18 protein-coding genes and 1 pseudogene are annotated in these 19218 nt (G+C 69.1%); 14 read left to right on the top strand and 5 right to left on the bottom strand.

Annotation, left to right across the window (positions count from 1 at the left end; translation table 11 throughout):
- The first annotated feature begins 152 nt into the window (after window positions 1-152).
- The 5 genes from AB0J93_RS25660 to AB0J93_RS25640 all read left to right on the top strand — a co-directional run bounded on the left by AB0J93_RS25660 (window position 153) and on the right by AB0J93_RS25640 (window position 4921).
- A complete protein-coding gene (locus AB0J93_RS25660; protein ID WP_363924876.1) occupies window positions 153-2543 on the top strand; it encodes a nitrate- and nitrite sensing domain-containing protein in 2391 nt (796 codons plus the stop codon).
- A 17-nt stretch (window positions 2544-2560) separates the two neighbouring features.
- Window positions 2561-2971 (top strand): roadblock/LC7 domain-containing protein, encoded by a 411-nt coding sequence (locus AB0J93_RS25655; protein ID WP_363924875.1) that lies wholly within the window; start codon window positions 2561-2563, stop codon window positions 2969-2971.
- A gap of 8 nt (window positions 2972-2979) precedes the next feature.
- Window positions 2980-3357: a DUF742 domain-containing protein gene (locus tag AB0J93_RS25650; protein WP_363924874.1), complete on the top strand. Its 378-nt coding sequence runs from the start codon at window positions 2980-2982 to the stop codon at window positions 3355-3357.
- A complete protein-coding gene (locus AB0J93_RS25645; protein ID WP_363924873.1) occupies window positions 3338-3946 on the top strand; it encodes an ATP/GTP-binding protein in 609 nt (202 codons plus the stop codon). Before AB0J93_RS25650 ends, AB0J93_RS25645 begins: the two co-directional genes overlap by 20 nt.
- 576 nt (window positions 3947-4522) lie before the next feature.
- Window positions 4523-4921: a hypothetical protein gene (locus tag AB0J93_RS25640; protein ID WP_363924872.1), complete on the top strand. Its 399-nt coding sequence runs from the start codon at window positions 4523-4525 to the stop codon at window positions 4919-4921.
- Window positions 4922-4926: 5 nt separating this feature from the next.
- Here the strand turns inward: AB0J93_RS25640 and AB0J93_RS25635 are convergent, their stop codons facing one another.
- Together AB0J93_RS25635 and AB0J93_RS25630 are read right to left on the bottom strand one after the other, a co-directional pair.
- Complete coding sequence (locus tag AB0J93_RS25635) at window positions 4927-6654, bottom strand: hypothetical protein (RefSeq protein ID WP_363924871.1); 1728 nt, start codon at window positions 6652-6654, stop codon at window positions 4927-4929.
- A 108-nt stretch (window positions 6655-6762) separates the two neighbouring features.
- A complete protein-coding gene (locus AB0J93_RS25630; RefSeq protein WP_363924870.1) occupies window positions 6763-7095 on the bottom strand; it encodes a metalloregulator ArsR/SmtB family transcription factor in 333 nt (110 codons plus the stop codon).
- 63 nt (window positions 7096-7158) lie between these two features.
- On the opposite strand from AB0J93_RS25630, the gene AB0J93_RS25625 reads away from it, so the two are divergent.
- Entirely contained in the window at window positions 7159-8286 is a 1128-nt protein-coding gene (locus AB0J93_RS25625; RefSeq protein WP_363924869.1) for an NAD(P)/FAD-dependent oxidoreductase, read from the top strand.
- Window positions 8287-8322: 36 nt separating this feature from the next.
- Here the strand turns inward: AB0J93_RS25625 and AB0J93_RS25620 are convergent, their stop codons facing one another.
- Window positions 8323-8697 carry a metalloregulator ArsR/SmtB family transcription factor gene (locus tag AB0J93_RS25620; RefSeq protein WP_363924868.1) on the bottom strand — a complete coding sequence of 125 codons (375 nt, stop codon included), beginning with the start codon at window positions 8695-8697 and terminating at the stop codon, window positions 8323-8325.
- A 715-nt stretch (window positions 8698-9412) separates the two neighbouring features.
- Between AB0J93_RS25620 and AB0J93_RS25615 the strand changes: the two genes are divergently transcribed.
- The 8 genes and pseudogenes from AB0J93_RS25615 to AB0J93_RS25580 form a co-directional block, all read left to right on the top strand.
- Entirely contained in the window at window positions 9413-10807 is a 1395-nt protein-coding gene (locus tag AB0J93_RS25615; RefSeq protein ID WP_363924867.1) for an NAD(P)-binding domain-containing protein, read from the top strand.
- Entirely contained in the window at window positions 10807-12084 is a 1278-nt protein-coding gene (locus AB0J93_RS25610; RefSeq protein WP_363924866.1) for an MFS transporter, read from the top strand. Before AB0J93_RS25615 ends, AB0J93_RS25610 begins: the two co-directional genes overlap by 1 nt.
- A gap of 227 nt (window positions 12085-12311) precedes the next feature.
- Window positions 12312-12668 (top strand): hypothetical protein, encoded by a 357-nt coding sequence (locus AB0J93_RS25605; RefSeq protein WP_363924865.1) that lies wholly within the window; start codon window positions 12312-12314, stop codon window positions 12666-12668.
- Complete coding sequence (locus AB0J93_RS25600) at window positions 12665-13561, top strand: MerR family DNA-binding transcriptional regulator (RefSeq protein ID WP_363924864.1); 897 nt, start codon at window positions 12665-12667, stop codon at window positions 13559-13561. Before AB0J93_RS25605 ends, AB0J93_RS25600 begins: the two co-directional genes overlap by 4 nt.
- Window positions 13542-13886 carry a rhodanese-like domain-containing protein gene (locus AB0J93_RS25595; protein WP_363924863.1) on the top strand — a complete coding sequence of 115 codons (345 nt, stop codon included), beginning with the start codon at window positions 13542-13544 and terminating at the stop codon, window positions 13884-13886. Before AB0J93_RS25600 ends, AB0J93_RS25595 begins: the two co-directional genes overlap by 20 nt.
- Entirely contained in the window at window positions 13886-14335 is a 450-nt protein-coding gene (locus AB0J93_RS25590; RefSeq protein ID WP_363924900.1) for a MerR family transcriptional regulator, read from the top strand. The genes AB0J93_RS25595 and AB0J93_RS25590 overlap by 1 nt, the downstream gene beginning before the upstream one ends.
- Window positions 14332-14601, top strand: coding sequence for a hypothetical protein (locus AB0J93_RS25585; RefSeq protein WP_363924862.1), 270 nt, complete (start codon window positions 14332-14334; stop codon window positions 14599-14601). The genes AB0J93_RS25590 and AB0J93_RS25585 overlap by 4 nt, the downstream gene beginning before the upstream one ends.
- Window positions 14602-14713: 112 nt before the next feature.
- Window positions 14714-15058, top strand: a pseudogene (locus tag AB0J93_RS25580) (hypothetical protein); the annotation flags it as partial.
- 487 nt (window positions 15059-15545) lie between these two features.
- On the opposite strand, the gene AB0J93_RS25575 reads toward AB0J93_RS25580, so the two are convergent.
- Both AB0J93_RS25575 and AB0J93_RS25570 read right to left on the bottom strand, forming a co-directional pair.
- Complete coding sequence (locus AB0J93_RS25575; RefSeq protein ID WP_363924861.1) at window positions 15546-18080, bottom strand: FtsX-like permease family protein; 2535 nt, start codon at window positions 18078-18080, stop codon at window positions 15546-15548.
- The gene (locus tag AB0J93_RS25570) at window positions 18077-18787 is read right to left on the bottom strand and encodes an ABC transporter ATP-binding protein (protein WP_363924860.1); all 711 of its coding nucleotides are present in this window, start codon (window positions 18785-18787) and stop codon (window positions 18077-18079) included. The genes AB0J93_RS25575 and AB0J93_RS25570 overlap by 4 nt, the downstream gene beginning before the upstream one ends.
- Between the last annotated feature and the right edge of the window lie 431 nt (window positions 18788-19218).

Here is a 19218-nt window from a genome sequence, read left to right as displayed (position 1 = left end):
CGGGACACCCAGTTCCTTTGTGGACGTAACCCATAGTGATGGTCTTGAGTCAATAGTCAGATAACTGCTAGCGTGCGTCGGTCTGCCTACACCGGCGGCTTGGTCGGCATGCCTCTGCCGACAAGTTCCTCTGCTCGGCATCGGACGGTTCAATGCGGTCTCGCAGCGCCAATCTGCGCACCAAGGTCATCGCGCTCCTCGCCTCGCTCGTCGCCCTCTGGGCATTCGCCGCCTGGGTCACCCTCCGAGACGGCGTCAACCTCCTTGGCGTTCAAGCGATCGACAGCCAGATTGTCTCACCCAGTGAGCCGCTGCTGCTGGACCTCCAGGTCGAGCGACGGCTCGCTGTCGCCTACCTCGGCGGTCCCAGTGCCGACCGGAAGAACGCACTCGACGCCGCCCGTCTGGCTGTCGACAAGAACGCCACAACCTTCAAATCGACCGCACGTAGCTGGCTGGCCCGACTGACGGCGGGTAGCGAGGCTGAACAACGTGTCGATGAGGCAATCGCCGAGCTTGATCAGCTGCCGGAGGTCCGCTCGTCCATCGACAATCGGTCGGTCGACCGGGCAAGCACCATCAGCACCTACAGCACGCTCGTTGAGTCGCTGTTCGCTATCTACGATGTCGTCGGCACGCTCGATGATCCCGAGATCCAGCAGGACACCCGGAACCTGATCGAGCTGTACCGCCTCCGTGAGATCATTTCGCAGGAGGACGCCCTGCTCACCGGCGCTCTCGCCGCCACACGGCTCACCGCCGGTGAACAGTTCCGGTTCACCGAGTTGGTCGTCTCGCAACGGTTCGTCGCGGATCGGACCCAGCTGAACGATTCCGACCAGGCCGCCTTCAACCAGGTCGTCAACGGAGATGCGTTCAGGAGCCTGCGTCAGGTCGAGGAGCGGGTGATCAGCGCCCGAGGATCGGCCCGTCCGGACGTTACCGCCGAGGAGTGGAACGAAGTCGCCGACGCCGCGTTGACTCATCTGCAGGAGATGGTTCTCGGTAGCGGCGACAATCTGGTGCAGCGCGCCGTCCCTGTCGCGGTCGGGGTGATCCTCCGGCTGGTCCTGGCCGCCGGCCTGGGTCTGCTCGCGGTCATCGCGTCGATCGTTGTATCCGTCACCACTGCGCGCGCTCTCGTGGCTCAGCTACAACGGCTCCGCGACGCGGCCCACCAGCTCGCCGACGAGCGACTCCCCGCAGTTGTCGAGCGCCTTCAGCGCGGCGAGAAGGTGGACGTCGCCGCCGAGGCACCGCCTCTCGACTTCGGCTCCGACGAGATCGGGCAGGTCGGCCAAGCCTTCAACGCCGTCCAGGAGACGGCTGTCCGTACGGCCGTCGAGCAGGCAGAGCTACGCCGCAACGTACGCGACGTGTTCCTGAACCTGGCCCGGCGCACCCAGGCCCTCGTCCACCGCCAGGTGACCCTTCTCGACGAGATGGAGCGCCGGCAGGAGGATGCCGACGAACTCGAAGATCTCTTCCGCGTCGACCACCTCGCCACCCGTATGCGGCGCAACGCCGAGAACCTCATTGTTCTCTCGGGCGCGACGCCCGGCCGTGGTTGGCGCCGCAACGTGCCCATGGTCGACGTTGCCCGCGCCGCCGTGCAGGAGGTGGAAGACTACACGCGGGTGAAGGTCATGCCATTCGGGTCGGTCGCGCTCGCTGGCCGGGCCGCCGGTGACATCATCCATCTGCTCGCCGAGCTGATCGAGAACGCCCTGACCTTCTCGCCGAAGAGCACGCCCGTCGAGGTACGCGGGCAACTCGTAGCCAATGGCTTCGCCATCGAGATCGAGGACAGAGGTCTCGGCATGGCCGAGGACGATCTGGCCGCCGCCAACACAGACCTCGCCACCGCCGCCGAATTCAACCTCGCCGACGCCAAGAAACTGGGACTGTTCGTCGTCAGTCGTCTGGCCGCCAAGCACCACATCGCGGTGCGGTTGAAGCCGTCACCATACGGCGGAACGACCGCAGTTGTGCTCATTCCCAAGGACCTGGTCACGACCGCCGATCCGATCGGCGCAACTTCCTCACCGGCTGTGGGCATGTCCAGAGACGCCGGCGCCGCCGGCGACGCCCAGCGCCTCACCACCGTCCGGCAGACCTCCCTGGCCGTCGCCGAGCCCGCACCTGTGCATGGCGAAACGATGGAACTGCCAGCGGTGCGTCCACTGCGTGCCGCCGCTGACGCCGCCGCCACCGTCACCGAAGGGCCCGTCAAGAGCGCGCCCAGTGTGAGGCAGCGGCCCGAACCTGCTGCCGAACACACCGAGCACACTGAGCACGGCCTACCCATGAGAGTCCGCCAGGCCAACATCGCGCGACAACTACGCGACTCATCACCAGGCCAAACACAGCCACCGGACGACGACGAGGCGGGGCGATCCCCCGACGATATTCGCAGGATGATGGCCTCCTACCAATCCGGCACCCGCCGAGGGCGCGATGACGCCGCACGTCTCGTCGACGCCGACGACGACGAGCAGCGCAACGCCGCCGACGACACGTCGGCGGCCGAAACCGACCGGTAAGAAAGAGGAACGGGCAAGTGCAGCAGAATTCCACGGGCGATCTGGCCTGGCTGCTCGACGACCTGGTCGGGCGCGTTAAACAGGCTGAGCATGCCATCGTGCTCTCCGCTGACGGACTGCTCATGGCTGCCTCCGCCCAGCTCAGCCGAGACGACGCGGAACATCTGGCCGCGATGGCATCGGGCATCCAGAGCCTCGCGAAGGGTGCCAGCAAGCGATTCGGCGGCGGACCCGTGCAACAGACCATCATCGAGATGAAGTCGTCGTTCCTGTTCGTCACCGCGGCCGGAAACAACGCATGCCTGGCCGTCCTCGCGGCCGAAGACACCGACGTCGGACTTGTCGCATACGAGATGGCAATGGTCGTTGCGCGAGCCGGCAAGTTCCTCGCCTCCCCGACCCGGCCGAGCCAGCACACCAACAACTAGGGGCCGCCATGACGATGCCCGACGAAGAACCGGTCTGGTTAGATGACGAAGCCGGGCCAGTGGTCCGGCCATACGCCGTTACCGGCGGACGGGCTAAACCAGCCAACAGCTTCAATGTGGTCGCTCTAGTCCTCTCGACCCGATCTGCCCCGCCATCCGAAGTGGGGATAGCACCAGAGCAGGCGAAGATCATTCACCTCTGCCAACGACCGCTTGCCCTCGCAGAAGTGGCCGCACATCTCAGCCTGCCCCTTGGCACCGTCCGAGTACTGCTAGACGGACTGATCGCTCAGGGATTCGTCCAGGTCAACGACCCTCGCCAAGCCGCCACCCTTCCCGACGACAGCGTATTCGAGGCGCTCATCAATGGACTACGTCAACTCTGAGCGGACGGGCCAAGCGACCCTTCCCACCGCCATCAAAATCCTCATCGCAGGTGGCTTCGGCGTAGGCAAGACCACCCTCGTGGGATCCGTCAGCGAAACCAAGCCCCTACGGACCGAAGAGGTGCTCTCCGAGCAGGGCGTGGGTGTCGATGACCTCTCCGGCGTCGAGACGAAATCGACAACGACTGTGGCGATGGACTTTGGCCGGATCACCATCAGCGAGGAACTCGTTCTCTACCTGTTCGGCACCCCGGGCCAAGATCGCTTCTGGTTCGTCTGGGACGAACTCACCATCGGCGCCCTGGGCGCCGTGGTCCTGGCAGACACCCGGCGGCTCGCCGACTGCTTCCCATCCGTCGACTACTTCGAGCGGGCGGGGCTGCCGTTCATCGTGGCCGTCAACTGCTTCGAGAATGCCCGCCGGTACAGCCTCGACGAAGTGCGACTGGCCTTGGACCTCGACCCGGACGTGCCAGTCATGTTGTGCGACGCGCGGCAGCGGCAGTCGTCAAAAGAGGTCCTGGTAGCGCTGATCGAGCATGTGAAGAGGCAAGGGCTGACCCGCAGACCTGAGCCGGTAGGTCATTGACGGCCGACCTGCCGCAACTCACCCTCGCACCCACCTGCGGAGTACCCGAACCAAGTCCACAGATGTCCCGCTGGTCGACGTTCGATCCGGCAGCAGGCCCGTGCCGCCTGCCCGCAGCTGTTCGGCTCCCGCACCGCAGCGGCGCTCCAGGCCCCTGGGATAGCCCGACGCCCAGCCTGCCAGGGTTGGCACAGGACGCCTCCCCGGTGGCACGGAATGACAACATCGTCGCCTCCACACGGCGCAAAATTTGATCGACGGGCAACGCCGAGGCTCGAGCGAGGATTCGCCGAGACGGGGGTCGACGGGGTCTCGCAGGCGCCGGATTCATGTGGCCGCTATCGCACACCGGCGCGTGGCCTGTCAGCAACGGTCCCCGCGCCGGGCGCACCACCTGGGGCGGGGACCGTGGCAGTCGACTGGATTCGGCCAGATTCGCCGGGGTCATGAAGGGGATCTGAGCCTGTGCCAACGCGGTGAACCACGGCCCCGGCCGGTCCAGCCACGCCTCCAGCGACGAGACAGCGCGGGACGCTTGGCGCAGCGGATTACCGTAGCGGTCGCGGATCAGCCGGAGTGCATGTCGTCACCTGCTGGAGGGCTGCGATGTCGGGGATCGAACTCATCGCTGCGGCATTGGCCGCCGGAGCCCTTGCCGGCGCCACCGGGGTGGCTGGTGACGCGGTGCGGCAAGCCTACGAGGCGCTGAGCGGCCTGCTCCGCGTCCGACTCACCGGTCGGCCGGGGGCCCAACAGGCCCTCGAGTTGCCCGAGCCCAACCCAGACCGATGGGTCGCCGCGATCGGCGATGATCTGGCCGCAGTCCGGGCCGATCAGGACGAAGACGTGCTCGACGCGGCTCGGGCACTGCTGGGCGTGACCCAACCACACGGCCGTCAGCAGGTGCACATCCACAACAGCAAGGGTGTCGTCGTCGGCCATGACAACACGAACTACTTCACGTTCAACGGCTAGCCGCGTCACCTGACCCGAATCGGATCGATCCGAGTAGTGCGGCTCCAGGTCACCGCCGGATCGATTCCTAGCGCCACTCCCACGCCATGCCTAATGATCAGTGCGCCGGCCCGCCCACGGACCTGGGGCTGGCGCGTCCGGGCAGCCAAGGCGGCAATCTCATCGCCGGAGACCAGTCTACTTACGTCGATCGCCCGCACGGCTTGTGCCACGGTGGTCGGCAGCCGGTGCCGGGCCTCCTGCGCACCCTGTGCGTTCTCCGGCGAGTCGTCGCGACATTGCGCCAGATCGGCCCGCACCTGCGGGTCGCGCAGTAGCGGTACGAGATTCACCGGACACGACGTCAATCGATGGACATAGGTCAGGTTCACCATGTTGCGGTCACCGACGGTGATGCCGGTGCAGTTCCAGACATTGGCCCAGAATCCGTGGTGCAGCGATGTCTCGGCCACTCCGCCTGTCGCCGGGCCGTGGTCGGACGTGTGCGTCGGGTTGAAACGCCAGGCCGACCAGTTGAAGACCGGCTCTCCGTCGTCCATCTCGATCAGTTCGGCCAGCTCGATGACGGGGCTCTCCACCACACAGAGGTGCTCGACATTCAGTCGATTGTGGGCGCCCCACATCACGCCCACCGAGTCGCGGACCTCCACCTCCATGACCGGTCCAGCCGGCATCCGTCCGTCGATGTGGCCGCGTGCATCCGGCGCGACCACCGCTTCTGGCAGCAGGCGTCCCGCCTCGGTAGCGAGCGCGTCGAGAGTCGCCGTCCATCCGTCGAAGCCGTCCCTGCCATCTGGCGCTGATCTGAGCTTGAGGACCTCGGCCAGCAGATGACTGACCGTGTGTAGGCACGAGTCCGGGTCGGCCAGCCGCAATGCGTCCAGTTCCTCGCCAAGATCGGGGTTGACGCGAACCACGGGCAGGTTACGTACGCGGTGGACCAGATGCTCGACTCGCGACATCCGCTGTTCCAGGAGCCGATGCCACTGCGTGGTGAGGTCCAGTTCGGCGACGACACCCGCAAGGGTCTCCTGTAACGCCGTGTCCACCAGGGCTGGATATGGTTGCTCACCGCGAGGATATTGGCTCTGGATGAAGCCCTCCCGCCGATGCGTCGGCACGGCTTCTTGGGGCCTATCCGTGTCCGGCGGGTGGCTGAGGTCCAGTTTCTCACCGTCGGCCGACGCGGACTCCTTCTCTGAGATCTGCTCAACTCGGTGGTGTGCCCGCCGTGGGTCGTCTGATCGGCCGTCGCGGTGGGCCTGTGCCGGCTTGGTCGCCACGCTGGGGATATCGTCGCCAGCTGCGAACTCCGCGGGGTGGGTACCGGGCAAGTCCTTGTTCTGGTCCGACCGCCTGCCGTCGACGGTCGGCGCGTCGCGCTCGTCGGTCCGGTTCGCAACCTCGCGATCGCCAGGCTCGTCCGCTGCTCCCAGGTTCTCGTCTGGCAGGTGGTCCGGTGCACCGTCGGCGGCCACGCGATGGTGCGACGGGCGACGCCAGTCAGGTGCCGTAATGCCACCGAGCCCCGACTCCGGGGGGTCATTCGGTGAACCGTGGGAGGTCAGGTGGCGGTGCAGCGGGTCGGAGAAAACGGTAGGCGCGACATCAATAGGCCGGAGCAGTGGTTGTTCTCCGTCGATGCCATACCGAGGTGAGGGGAGCAGCGGCATTTCTGGGTGCTTGGGCGTTTCCGGATCCTTGGGCTTTTCCGGAGAACTCGAGAATTCCATCGCCACCACACCCCTCACCCATCGATGTGCTTGCGTACCTCGACACTAGCTTGCGGCTGCACTGCAGTGCCGCCGTAGATCGGATAGCACGTCGGCCTCTCAGGGGTGTCAGCAGCAGGTGTTGAGGTACGACTGCAGATCCACCAGGGCGGCGAGGGCGCCGTCGCGGTCGGCCCGGTAGTACACCGTCTTGCCGTCGCGTCGGGAGGTAACCACTCCGCCACGCCGCAGCAGGGTCAACTGCTGCGACGCGGTGGCCTGACTGATGCCGACCCGCTCGGCCACCTCGCCGACGGAGATCTCGGCACCGCGGGCGAACAGCAACATGATCCGCTGCCGGGTGGGGCTGCCGAGGGCCTTGAGAAACTCCTGCGTCTGCGGCGCAAGTCCGAGGACGGCGCTCGGCAGCCCGGTCGGCTGGTCGTCGGCGGTCTGACTCATGGGCACACCCTTACCTTCCAGGCATCATATTGTCATTAAACGAAATGACGTTATGATCGAGACGTGGCTACTCAAGTTGATCCTGTGATCATCGTCGGCGGCGGCCAGTCCGGCCTCGCCGCCGCCCACGCCGCCGTCGCCGTCGGCCTGCGTCCGGTCGTCCTGCACGCCGGCGCCGAGCCGGTCGGCTCCTGGCCGGGCTACTACGACAGCCTGACCCTGTTCTCGCCCGCCCGCTACAGCGCCCTGCCCGGATTGGCCTTCGACGGGGATCCCGACCACTACCCCCACCGCGACCAGGTCGTCGCCTACCTGCGCCGCTACGCGGCAACTCTGGACGCCGAGATCCGCACCGACGTCCGCGTCGCCGAGGTACACCCGCACGCTGGCGGCGGGTATCTGATCCGTACCGATGTCGGTGACGAGATCGCCGCGGCCGGTGTCGTCGCCGCCAGCGGCTCCTTCGGCAACCCGTACCTACCCGACCTGCCTGGCCGCAGCGACTTCACCGGAGCCCTGCTGCATGTCGCCGACTACCGCCGGCCGGAGCCGTACGCGGGCAAGCGGGTCGTCGTCGTCGGAGCAGGCAACTCCGCAGTGCAGATCGCCTACGAACTTGCGGCGCAGGCGCACGTCACCCTCGCCACTCGGGAACCCGTCCGGTTCCTGCCGCAGCGCATCGGCGGTCGGGACCTGCACCACTGGCTGCGCGTCACCGGCGCGGACCGACTACCCCACCGGGTCCTCACCCGTCTGATCCGGCACGCTGCCGTGCTCGACACCGGCGTCTACCGCAGGGCCGTCACGTCCGGGCAGCTCGCACGCCGGGGCATGTTCACCGCCTTCACCCCCGATGGCGTCGTCTGGAGCGACGGCACGGCCGATGCGGTGGACACGGTCATCTTCGCCACCGGCTACCGCCCCGACGTGGGCTACCTGGAGCCTTTCGGCACCGTCGCGCACGGCAGGCCCCGACAGGTGGGCGGGCTCTCCACCACTCATCGAGGGTTGGCCTATGTGGGGTTGGAGTTCCAGCGATCCTTCGCCTCGAACACGCTGCGCGGCGTCAGCCGCGACGCCAGCCACGTGATGCGTGCCCTGGCCGGGCACGTATCCGGGCGACGCAGGCTGCCACGCTCGGCCGGCGTCCCGAGGTCCGCGCCGACCGGCCGGGTTGGCGCACCACGCTGACCTCTCCGAAGTGGGCGTCCCGCAGGGCGCCTGGCGTTACGACCCGGTCGGGTCGACAGTGAGCAGGGCCGCCAGCTGGCGCAGAATCTCCGGACGCGCCCGGTAGTAGACCCAGGTGCCGCGCCGCTCGGCCGTCACCAGGCCCGCCTCACGCAGCGCCTTCAAGTGGTGCGAGATCGTGGGCCCGGTCAGGTCGAACGCCGGCGTCAGGTCACACACGCACGCCTCACCACCCTCGGCGGAAGCGATCATCGACATCAGCTGAAGCCGCACCGGATCGCCCAGGGCCTTGAACGCGGGCGCGAGGACCGCGGCGGTCTCGGCCGGCACCCGGCCGTGCGCCAGCGGCGGGCAGCAGGGCGCTTCGGCGTTGAGGTCGATCACGGCGAGCGGCGCAGCTTGTTTCGACATGCCTCTAGGTTGACATCTCTCTAATCAGCGTGCAAGTCTCTGTTTAGACAGACGTCAAGACAAACGTCACCAGGAAGGAGTCGTCATGCCCGGAAGGCTCGGCGGCCATCGGGCAGCCCCGACGGAAGTGCCGTTCGCGACTCATGGGCCGAGATGCCCACCGCAGCCCAAGCCCAGCGCGCGCAGCGCCGCCACGAACATGCCAGCGCCACCGTCTACCCCCTGATCAGCTCTCGATATTCCGGAAGGGACACCCCTGATGAGCGCAAACACCCAGACCGCCGGCGATCCGGCCGCCGCCCACGCGGTCACTGGATCCGGCTCCTGCTGCGCAAGCCCCGCCCAAGCGGTCGGGTCGACCCTCCCGCCCGCCGGCGAGACGGCGGCTGCCGACCCCTGCTGCGGCACGGCGGAGGCCGCCGACGCCGCCGGCTCCTGCTGCGACGCAGAGGCCAAGGCCGAAGCCATTAACGCAGGACGGGGGTGCTGTGGATGACCCTCGGCCGTACCGGCAAATCTGCGCTGCCAGCTCTGCCGCCCGCGGATGGAGTCTGCTGATGGCCGAACTCCTCGTCCGCCCGATGACGGCCGATGGCGAGAGTGACCCTCCTCAGCCGTCGCAGCCCTGCCATCAGCCGAAATCCACCGTCGGCGCGGTGACCCGGTGGTCCGCGACACCCGCAGGTTCGATAATTCTCTACTTAAGGAGTTTCTGATGAGCGACCTGGACCAGCTGCCCGTCGCCGTCATCGGTGCCGGGCCGGTCGGCCTCGCCGCCGCCGCCCACCTGCACGAGCGCGCGCTGCCGTACACCGTCCTCGAGGCGGGCGACGGTGCCGGCGCCGCCGTTCGGCAGTGGGCTCACGTCCGCGTCTTCTCACCCTGGCGGTACAACATCGATCCGGCCGCCCGCCGCCTCCTCGACGAGGCCGGCTGGGTGGCACCCGACCTCGAGGCCCTACCCACCGGCGCGGACCTCGTCGAGAATTACCTTCAGCCCCTCGCGAACCTGCCGCAGCTCAAGCCACACCTGCGTTACGGCGCGCGGGTCGAGGCGATCAGCCGGCTCGGCTACGACCGACTGCGTACCACCGGTCGGGAGAATGCTCCCTTCCTGCTCCGCCTCACCGACGGACAGGAGATCCTCGCCCGGGCCGTGATCGACGCCTCCGGCACCTGGGACACCCCGAACGTGCTCGGCGCCTCCGGCCTGCCCGCCCAGGGTCAAACCGACGCCGCCGCTCACCTGGAACACGCGCTGCCGGACGTCCTCGGCACCGACCGGGCCCGCTTCGCCGGCCGACACACCCTGGTCGTCGGCGCCGGACACTCGGCTACCAACACCCTGCTCTCGCTCGCCGAACTCGCCTCCGCCGTACCCGGCACCGAGGTGACCTGGGCCATCCGATCGCTGTCACCGACGCGCACCTACGGCGGCGGCGACGCCGACGCACTACCCGCTCGCGGCGCGCTCGGCGCCCGCCTGCGCGCCCACGTCGACGCCGGCCATATCCGCCTGCTGACCGGCTTCTCCGTCCACGCGGTCACCCCCACCGACGGTCGGGTCGCGGTGACCGTTCGACGCGGCGACGCCCAGGAACAGGTCACGGTGGACCGGATCGTAGCCGCCACCGGCTTCCGGCCTGACCACGCCATCGCCGCCGAGCTGCGCCTGGACCTCGACCCGATCATGGGTGCCACCCGCGCCCTCGCACCGCTCATCGACCCCAACGAACACTCCTGCGGTACGGTCCCCCCGCACGGCGTCGACGAACTCGCCCACCCGGAACCCGGCTACTACGCCGTCGGCATGAAAAGCTACGGCCGCGCACCCACCTTCCTCATGGCCACCGGCTACGAACAGACCCGATCCGTGGTCGCCGCCCTCGCCGGCGACTGGCAGGCCGCCCGCGACGTACGGCTCGAACTGCCCGAGACCGGCGTCTGCAACAGCAACCCCGCCGACTCTGTCAGCGGCGGCCCAGCTTCCGAGCAGACCGGCAAGGGCCTCGCCACCGGCATCAGCGGCGGCCTACTCACCACACCGCTGAATCTGGTCGACACCGACGAGCCGGCAAGCGGCCAGACCGGCGGCTGCTGCGGCAGCTGATGACCACCACGATGGCGCCCGCCGACCCGACGGTGGGCGGGCGCCACGGGTGGCGCATTGTCGCCGCCCTCGCCATCACCTCGACCGTCGGCTACGGCACCCTCTACTACGCCTATGCGGTCCTGCTCGTACCCATGGCGGCAAGCCTCGAGACCTCGACCACCGCCGTCACCGGCGCACTGACCGCCAGCGTCCTCGCCGGCGCACTCATGGCCGTCCCCGTCGGCAGATGGCTCGACCGGCACGGCGGACGCGCCCTCATGACCGCAGGCTCGATCACCGCCACCGCCCTGCTGGTCGCCTGGTCGCAGGTCCAGGCCATCGGGCAGCTCTACGCCGTCATGATCGGCATAGGGATCACCGGCGCGATGGTCCTCTACGAACCCGCCTTCGCCGTCATCGTCTCCTGGTTCACCCCCGACCGACGCCCCACCGCCCTGCTCGCCGTCACCATCGTCGCCGGGTTCGCCAGCACCATCTTCATGCCCCTCACCGGTCACCTGACCACCCACCTCGGCTGGCGCGGCGCGCTGCTCACGCTCGCCGCCGTTCACGGCGTCGTGACCGTTCCCCTGCACGCCCTCTCCATCCGCAAACCGCCACCCGCCAGGACAATCAGCCCTTCGACGCGGCCGGACCACGCGCTACGGCGCGTCGTGGCGCGCGCAGCGATGCGGGACCCTCGGCTCTGGGTCCTCACCGCCGCCCTGATCGCTCATGGCGCGGCGACCAGCACCATCGGCGTTCATCTGATCGGCTACCTCACCAGCCGAGGCCACCCCGCCACCTTCGCCGCCACCATCGCCGGCCTGCTCGGCGTCCTGTCCGTCACCGGCAGACTCGCCCTCACCGCCGCCCGACGCCGAATACCGGTCACCACCATCGTCGCCGCGGTCTTCGTCATCCAGGCGGTCGCCGTTTTCGCCATGCCCCTTGCCGCCGGAACCCGCGTCGGAGCCGTCGTCACGGTCACCGGATTCGGGCTCGGCTTCGGCATCGCCAGCCTCGCCACCCCAGCCCTGCTCACCTACCGCTACGGCACCGCCGCCTACGCCACCATCGCCGGCCGACTCGCCGCCCCCGTGACCGTCGCCAAGGCCGCCGCTCCTCTCGGCGCCGCCGCCGTTCTGCACCTCGACGGCGGATACACCCTCCTGCTCGGCGCCGTGGCCACCTGCTGCGTCCTCGCCGCCACCGGCATGCTGACCCGCCCAGGCACCCGGAGCAGCAGCCCTCACGCGGATACGTCGCCAGAGGTATCCGGATCGCGGCGATGAGCACGGCGGTGGCGGGTGCACTGACCGCGTTGTGCACCATGCGCGTGAGGCCGACGCTGGTGACGGCCATTGCGGTGAAGATGGGGTTGCGGACGGCGGCGAACGCGCCGCCGGTAACTGGCCGGGTGTGACCTGCCGCATGACCCTTGCATTCGGTACCCAGGTACAGGCTTACCGTCGAGTGGACGGCGCGGCAGACCCACGCCGACCAGCCCGAAGGAGCCGCGATGTCGTTCATCGTCCCCGACGCCTGCACCCTGCCAACCGTGGAACAGCCGCTGCGGCTGGCGGAGTTCGACAACCTCTTCGCCACCGCCGTGCGTCAGGTCGAGACGCTCAACCCGAGCCACGCCCGGATGCAGCTGACCGGCCCGACCGGCCTGGAGGCGACCGTGCGTGACCTGACCGCCCGGGAGACCCAGTGCTGCTCGTTCTTCGCCTTCACCCTGACCCCGGGGCCGACCGACGACGGTGAGGCGCTGACCCTCGACGTCGCCGTGCCCGTCCAGTACGCCGACGTCCTCGACTCGCTCGTGCGGTCGGCCGGCGCGGCGGCCGGTGTGACGGTCGGAACGACCTCGTGACGGCGGGTCTGCTGAACCTGGCCGACCTGGCCGACCTGGCCGACCGGGCTGGCGTGCCCGCCGAGCGGCTGCGGCACTACGCCGAGGCCGGTCTGCTGCCCCCGGCGCGACGCGACGGTGACCGCCTCGGCTACCCGCCGGCGATGGCGCACACGGTGCGGCTGTTGGCCGGCGCCGAGACTCTCGGTATCGGCGGCGGCGACCTGGCCGGTCTCGCCGAGGCGTGGCAGGCCGGGGACTGCGCTGCGGCGCGCCACCGGCTCAGCGCTGCGGTCGATGCCCGGCTCGACACGGTGCAGGGCGAGCTGACCGGCCGCCTGGAACGCGCCGCCTCGCACGGGCCAGGCAGCGCCGGCTGGGCCGAGCAGACCCGGGCGAGCGTCACGCTCAGCGAGGACGCCGCCCGGCTGCAGGCCGCCGCCACCCTGACTGACGCCCCGCATACCGGTGCCTGCGACGAAGACTGCCCCTGCACGACGGCGGTCACCGTCGCCGGCAACGTGTACCGGTTCCCGACCGGCCCGGACACCGACGCGGTGGCGCTGGCGTGCGACCTCGCCGCCGACGGCGGCGAGGCCCACGACCGGGTCGGTGTCTGGCAGCAGACGCTCGCCCGGGTCCTGGGTCGTGACCCGCTGCCGGGCACCGCCACCGGGGTTGCGTTGCGGTTCCCGCTCGACGCCGACCTCGCCGCGACCCTGGCCCGCCTCGCCACGGCCGAGTACCGGTGCTGCTCGTTCGGCAGCTACACGATCGTCATCGACCACACCGGCCTGCCCTTGGAGGTGCGCATGCCCGCCGACGCCGCCGGGATGCTCGCCGCCGTCGTCGGCCTGCCCGATCCACCCGCACCAGCCACGAAGGAGACCCGCGGTGGACCCGATCAGCCGTGACGACCTGCAAGCCCCCCTCGCCGCCGGCGCTGTCACGCTCGTCGAGGCGCTGCCCGAGTCGCATTTCGACGCCGAGCATCTGCCCGGTGCGGTGAACCTGCCCGGCGAGCTCACCGCCGACCTCGCCGCGACCCTCGCGCCGGATCGGACGCGGAAGATGGTCACGTACTGCCCCGGGCCGTCGTGTGGCCGGTCCGAGGTCGCCGCTGCCGCGTTCTCCCGGCTTGGCTACCCCGACGTGCGCGTCTACACCGACGGCAAGGCCGACTGGGCCGGCGCCGGCCTGCCGTTCGAACGCACCCGCGCACTGCCGAAGGCCGCGTGATGATGTCCCCGGAGCGGGCCGGGCTGCGCACCGGCGAGGTCGCCGAACAGGCCGGCGTCAACATCCAGACCCTGCGCTACTACGAACGCCGCGGCCTGCTCGCCGAACCGACCCGCTCCAACGGCGGGCACCGGCTCTACCCGGCCGACACCGTCGCCCTGCTCAACGTGATCAAGACGGCGCAGCGCCTCGGGTTCACCCTCGACGAGGTCGCCGACCTGCTCGACGCCGGCCGTCGCCGACACCCCACCCCAGACCTGCGGCAAGGGGCCATCGACAAGATCGCCGAGATCGACGCGAAGATCGCCGACCTCACCGCCATCCGCGGCGCCCTGACCGAGGTCGTCGACGCCCGCTGCGACAGCCTCACCAACTGCACCTGCACCGACTGCCCGATCCCGTTCCTCACCATCGGCACCGCCCCGCCCCCGGACGGAGACACCACATGAACCAGCCCGTCCACACCGCCACCGCCCACCCGACCAACGGCCGTGCCCACCAGCACACGACCCCGCCGGTCGACAACATGCCCCCGACCCGCAGCAAGATCACCGGCGGGCTCGCCGCCCTCGCCTGCGCCGCCTGCTGCGCCATCCCACTGCTCATCGCCGCCGCCGTCCTCGCCGCCGCCCTGGGCATGTGGTGGCTGCGCCGCCGCCACCGGGGCTGGCTGCGGCTGCGGCGGATGCAGCTCCTGAGGCACGTCCGCGTGTGACACCGCCCCGTGCGGTGTCACACCACGCCACACCACGCCCGGGTCCGCGCCCACAAGCCGGTCCCCTTTCCAACGCTGACGGAGGTTCCATGACCCTCGCCTTACGGGCTCACTGCGACACGTTGCTCGACCGCCTCGCCGCCAGAAGTCCCGCCTGATCATCGCCGGGTTCGTCGCCGGCACCCTGTCGATCAACCTGGCCATCTGGCTGGCCGGTGCCGTCGGCGGCGGATCGTTCGACCACGTCGAAGACAACGGGAACCTGCACACCACCACCGCACCACAGGGCGTCATCAGCATGACGACGATCCCCCTGACCGCCGGCCTGACCGTGGCCGCGCTCCTCGCCGTCAGGTGGCCCGGTGTCCTCAAGCTCGCGCAGATCGTCGGCGCTGTCGCGGCACTCGGCACCATCGCCATGACGATCGAGGCCCGGTTCGACACCGTCAGCACCGTCGCCCTCTCCCTCATGCACATCGTGATCGCCGTGACCGTCGTGATCGCCCTGCAGACCATCACCCGCCGCCACACGACCCCCGATGACCCGCCTGCCCGGAACCCGGCGACGACAAAGGACGCAGTAGCGGGCACGACGTCGCCCGGGGCGTTCGAGCCCAGGCCCGACCGGCTGGTACGCGAATCTACGAGCGAACCCCGCTTTCACCTTCCACCTCAAGAACGGCGTCAGAGCGGACCTGCCGGCGCACGCGACCACCGTCACCGATCCCACGGAACGGGCCGCGGTCAGCGCAGCCATCGTCGACGACCTCAACCAGCCTCACGACCCTGGCACCGGCAGGCCGATCCGATTACAGGACTGGGCCGCAAGCAGGCTGATGCGGATCCACTTCGACTGAGCCGCCTCGCATCCCGTGACGCGACGACGCGAAGTCGTCGACCAGAGGCACGTATCGACCGCCCGGTCCAAGCGCACGACCTGCACATCAGCGGTCCCGGCCCGCCAACTCGAGCACGGGTACCCGGGAGACGCGGAACGCGGGCCACGCTGCAGCGACGACGCCGGCTGCGACCGCGACGACGAGCGTCGCTGCGAGGCGGGACCACGGTACGACGACGGATGGGATCTCCGTGCCACCGGTGACGTCGATCAGCGCCCAGCCGAAGCCGAATGCGACGGCGATACCGATCGATGCTGCCACGAACGACAGGAGTGCCACCTCGAGCCGCACGATTCGACGCAGCTCTCGGCGAGTCGCACCGACCGCTCGCAGCAGCCCGAGCTCTCCAGACCGTTCATTGATCGCGAGCGCCGTGGTGTTGGCGACTCCGAGGAGCGCGATGAAGCTCGCGAGGAGGAGCATCCCGTCGATGAAGTTCCGGAACGCGGCGATTTCGCTCCCGCTGTTGGCGACGTGTTCTGCCCGGGTCTCAAGGAACGATCCGGGCGTGGCTCGGACCAGCGCCCGCACGTCTTCCTCGGCGTCTTCGACCACTCCGTCGGCGACGTCGACGAACAACAGAGCGTCGAGCAGACGACCGACCGAGGCGTCGAGCGTCGCACGGTCGACGAAGTACAGAGGCGCTTCGAAACCGCCGGTGCTCCTCGCGACCACGGCAACGATCGGCGCCTCGAGTGTCGAGCGTTCGAACTCGATCGCCAGGGTGCCGCCGAGCAGCGTCGGGTCGTCGCCGACCACGGCCACGCCCCCCTCGCTCAGGTTGGCGAGGTCGCCGGCGATCGGGTCGAGGTCGAACGTGGTGGGCAGTGCCGTCGGGTCGATGCCGCCGACCGCCTCGGCTTTCCCTGCCACGATCCCTTCAGCGATCGACAGCGCAGCGACTGCGTCGACGTCGGGCAGCGCCGCGATCCGGCCGGCCAGGGTGGGGTCGATCGTCGGGAAGTCGGCGGTCGCCGACGTGACCACCAGGTCCGCCTGCAGCCCTTCACGAACGTCCGTCCCAACCGCGCTCGTCAGTGAGCTCGCGAAGATCGCGAACATCGTCACCATCGCGGTGCCGAGCATGAGCGCGAGCGCCGTCGACGCCGATCGACGGGGGCTCGCAGCCAGGTTGCCCGCTGCGATCGAGCCGCACACACCGGCGGCGCGACGGGCCACCCGAGCGCTCCCACGCGCTGCGGCGGTCACGATCGCCGGGCCGCAAAGCACGAGCGCCGGGACGATGGCAATGACGAGCACGGCCCACGTCGCGCTCGAGCGCACCACAGCCACAGCTCCTCCAGCGACCGCCACCGCGGCGAGCACGAGCCCGCTCGCAGTTCGCGCCGGGCTCACGACCCGGGGTTCCGCGGCGCTCTCGCGCAGCGCCTCGATCGGCGGTGTCGCCGCCGCGCGGCGAGCCGGGATCCATGCCGAGAGGATCGTTGCGCCGATACCGACGGTCGCGGCGACCGCGATCGAGGTCGTGCTTACGATCGACGGCCCGGTGAGCAACGTGATCCCGGCGAGTCCGACGAGCCAGCGCAGCGCGCCCACTCCCGCGACCCCACACACGAGGCCGACGAGCGTGGCGATCGTCCCGACGAGCGCCGCCTCGATCACCACTCCGCCGAGCAGTTGGCGTCGTTCCGCACCGATCGCACGCAGCAGCCCCGACTCCCGCCGGCGGCGGGCGACGGTGAGCGCGAACGTGTTGAAGATGATCGTCACACCGATCAACACCGCGACCACGGCGAAGGCCAGGAGAAACACGGTCAGGAACTGCAGCGGCGACGTCGCGGCGGCCTGCATCGTCCGGATGTGGTCGGGCCCGTCGATGACCTCGGCATCAGTCAGCGCCGACAATCGGCCGAGCACCTCGGCGCGGTCAGCACCCTCCGCGACGTCGACGAGCACCTCCGTCGGCGCCGCAGTGTCGAGCCAGGCGGACACCGCTTTGTCGGGCAACAGCACCGTTCGCTGCAACGGTGCCGCGTCCGCCGACGCGAACGTCGCGACACCGGTGATGGTCGCGTCGTACATCCCCGTCGTGGTCAGGACCTGTACGACGTCACCCGGAGCCAAGCCTGCGTCACCGGCGAGCGAGCGATCGACCATGATCTCTCCAACCTCGGTCGGTGGTCGCCCGCTCGCGAGCCGGAACGGATTCAGCGCCGGGTCGGCGACCCAGTTGCGACCGACGTCGCTCGCCGTGCCGGTTCCGACTGACGATCCGTCGACGACCAGCTTCGCGAAGCCGACCCATTGCGAGGCGGCCCGGTCGACGCCGTCGACCGTAGCCAAGCGCTCGGTGATGTCGGGATCCAGTGATCGCCGAACCGACCTTTCCGGGTCTCCCGGCCCTCCGCCGGGCTCGCCGAGAACGACGCCCTGCACCACGGCGTCCGTCCCGGCCAACGCTTCGGCGATGTCACCGGCCGCTCGGCCACGCATCGAGTCGGACAGCACCAGCGTCGCGACGAGGAACGCCACCGACAGCATGATCGCCGTGCCCGTCAGTACGAACCGACCCCGACTCGCGAGCACGCTTCGAGCCGCACTCCGCATCATCTGGCTCATCGCCCCAGGCCCTTCATCACGTCGATCACCGAATCGGCCGACGGGTGATCCATCACGTCGTGCACTCGGCCGTCGACCACGAACACGACGTGGTCCGCCCACACAGCGGCGTTGGGGTCGTGCGTGACCATCACGATCGACTGGTGATGCAGATCAACTGCTGATCGCAGGAATCCGAGGATCTCCTGCCCGGACCGGGTGTCGAGGTTGCCGGTGGGCTCGTCGGCGAAAACCACCTGCGGCTGGGCGACCAGCGCCCGGGCGACGGCAACGCGCTGTTGCTGGCCACCCGAGAGCTCCGTCGGCCGATGATGCATGCGATCACCGAGGCGCAGCAGCCCCACGACCTGATCGAGCAGTGCGACACTCGGCCGGCGCCCCGACAACGTCAACGGCAGGCAGATGTTCTCCTCGGCCGTGAGCGTCGCCACGAGATTGAACGCCTGGAACACGAAACCGATCCGTTCTCGGCGCAGCCTGGTCAACTCGCGGTCGTCGAGGGCCGACAGATCGGTGCTGCCGACGAATGCGCGGCCCGACGTCAGTTGATCCAGCCCGGCGGCGCAGTGCATCATCGTCGACTTTCCCGAACCCGAGGGGCCCATCACAGCCGTGAACTTCCCCGCCGGGAACGCGATGGTGACGTCGTCGAGCGCGACGACGGCCGACCGGCCGGAGCCGTACCGCTTGACGGCGCCGACGAGCATGGCCGCAGCGTCATCAGCGTCGGCTGACAGCGCGCTCCCGGACTGCCGATCGACGACCGTGGAATCTGGACGTGAGGACACGAGACCTCCGATAAATGGTTGATCAGGGTTTTGCAAGGAATTCCAGATACCGTGCTCAATGAGATCGGTGGTGCTTCACCGCTTTGTCGTCGTTGCCCAGGCCGGGTTCGGTGTGCAAACAGGCCCGGCGGCACCCGCAGATGTCTCCTGGAGCAGGTCTGCCTCACCGCTTGATGTCCGGACGCGGCGAGCGATCTGGGTTGGGAGCTGGCGCGTGCTGTCCCTGTTCACAGTGCCGGTATGCCGGTTCGGCGAGCGGGTTTGGTGGCGCGGGCGTGCACGCCCGTTACCACGACCGCCGCCAGCGCAACCCACGAGCCAATCACCAACTACGGCACCCACCGGCCTAC

Origin of the sequence: Micromonospora sp. NPDC049374, assembly GCF_040677165.1 — a bacterium.
In the GTDB taxonomy this organism is placed as follows: domain Bacteria; phylum Actinomycetota; class Actinomycetes; order Mycobacteriales; family Micromonosporaceae; genus Micromonospora.
The sequence above is the reverse complement of the archived record's forward strand: the minus strand, read 5'-3'. Positions and strand labels throughout refer to the sequence as shown.

Excerpts from the sequence above, each read along its gene's own strand:
- AB0J93_RS25575 (WP_363924861.1), bottom strand. The coding sequence starts at position 18,080 with ATGAGCCAGATGATGCGGAGTGCGGCTCGAAGCGTGCTCGCGAGTCGG.
- AB0J93_RS25570 (WP_363924860.1), bottom strand. The coding sequence starts at position 18,787 with ATGCTCGTCGGCGCCGTCAAGCGGTACGGCTCCGGCCGGTCGGCCGTC.
- AB0J93_RS25615 (WP_363924867.1), top strand. The coding sequence starts at position 9,413 with ATGAGCGACCTGGACCAGCTGCCCGTCGCCGTCATCGGTGCCGGGCCG.
- AB0J93_RS25610 (WP_363924866.1), top strand. The coding sequence starts at position 10,807 with ATGACCACCACGATGGCGCCCGCCGACCCGACGGTGGGCGGGCGCCAC.
- AB0J93_RS25630 (WP_363924870.1), bottom strand. The coding sequence starts at position 7,095 with ATGAGTCAGACCGCCGACGACCAGCCGACCGGGCTGCCGAGCGCCGTC.
- AB0J93_RS25645 (WP_363924873.1), top strand. The coding sequence starts at position 3,338 with ATGGACTACGTCAACTCTGAGCGGACGGGCCAAGCGACCCTTCCCACC.
- AB0J93_RS25650 (WP_363924874.1), top strand. The coding sequence starts at position 2,980 with ATGACGATGCCCGACGAAGAACCGGTCTGGTTAGATGACGAAGCCGGG.
- AB0J93_RS25620 (WP_363924868.1), bottom strand. The coding sequence starts at position 8,697 with ATGTCGAAACAAGCTGCGCCGCTCGCCGTGATCGACCTCAACGCCGAA.
- AB0J93_RS25605 (WP_363924865.1), top strand. The coding sequence starts at position 12,312 with ATGTCGTTCATCGTCCCCGACGCCTGCACCCTGCCAACCGTGGAACAG.
- AB0J93_RS25660 (WP_363924876.1), top strand. The coding sequence starts at position 153 with ATGCGGTCTCGCAGCGCCAATCTGCGCACCAAGGTCATCGCGCTCCTC.
- AB0J93_RS25585 (WP_363924862.1), top strand. The coding sequence starts at position 14,332 with ATGAACCAGCCCGTCCACACCGCCACCGCCCACCCGACCAACGGCCGT.
- AB0J93_RS25635 (WP_363924871.1), bottom strand. The coding sequence starts at position 6,654 with ATGGAATTCTCGAGTTCTCCGGAAAAGCCCAAGGATCCGGAAACGCCC.
- AB0J93_RS25590 (WP_363924900.1), top strand. The coding sequence starts at position 13,886 with ATGATGTCCCCGGAGCGGGCCGGGCTGCGCACCGGCGAGGTCGCCGAA.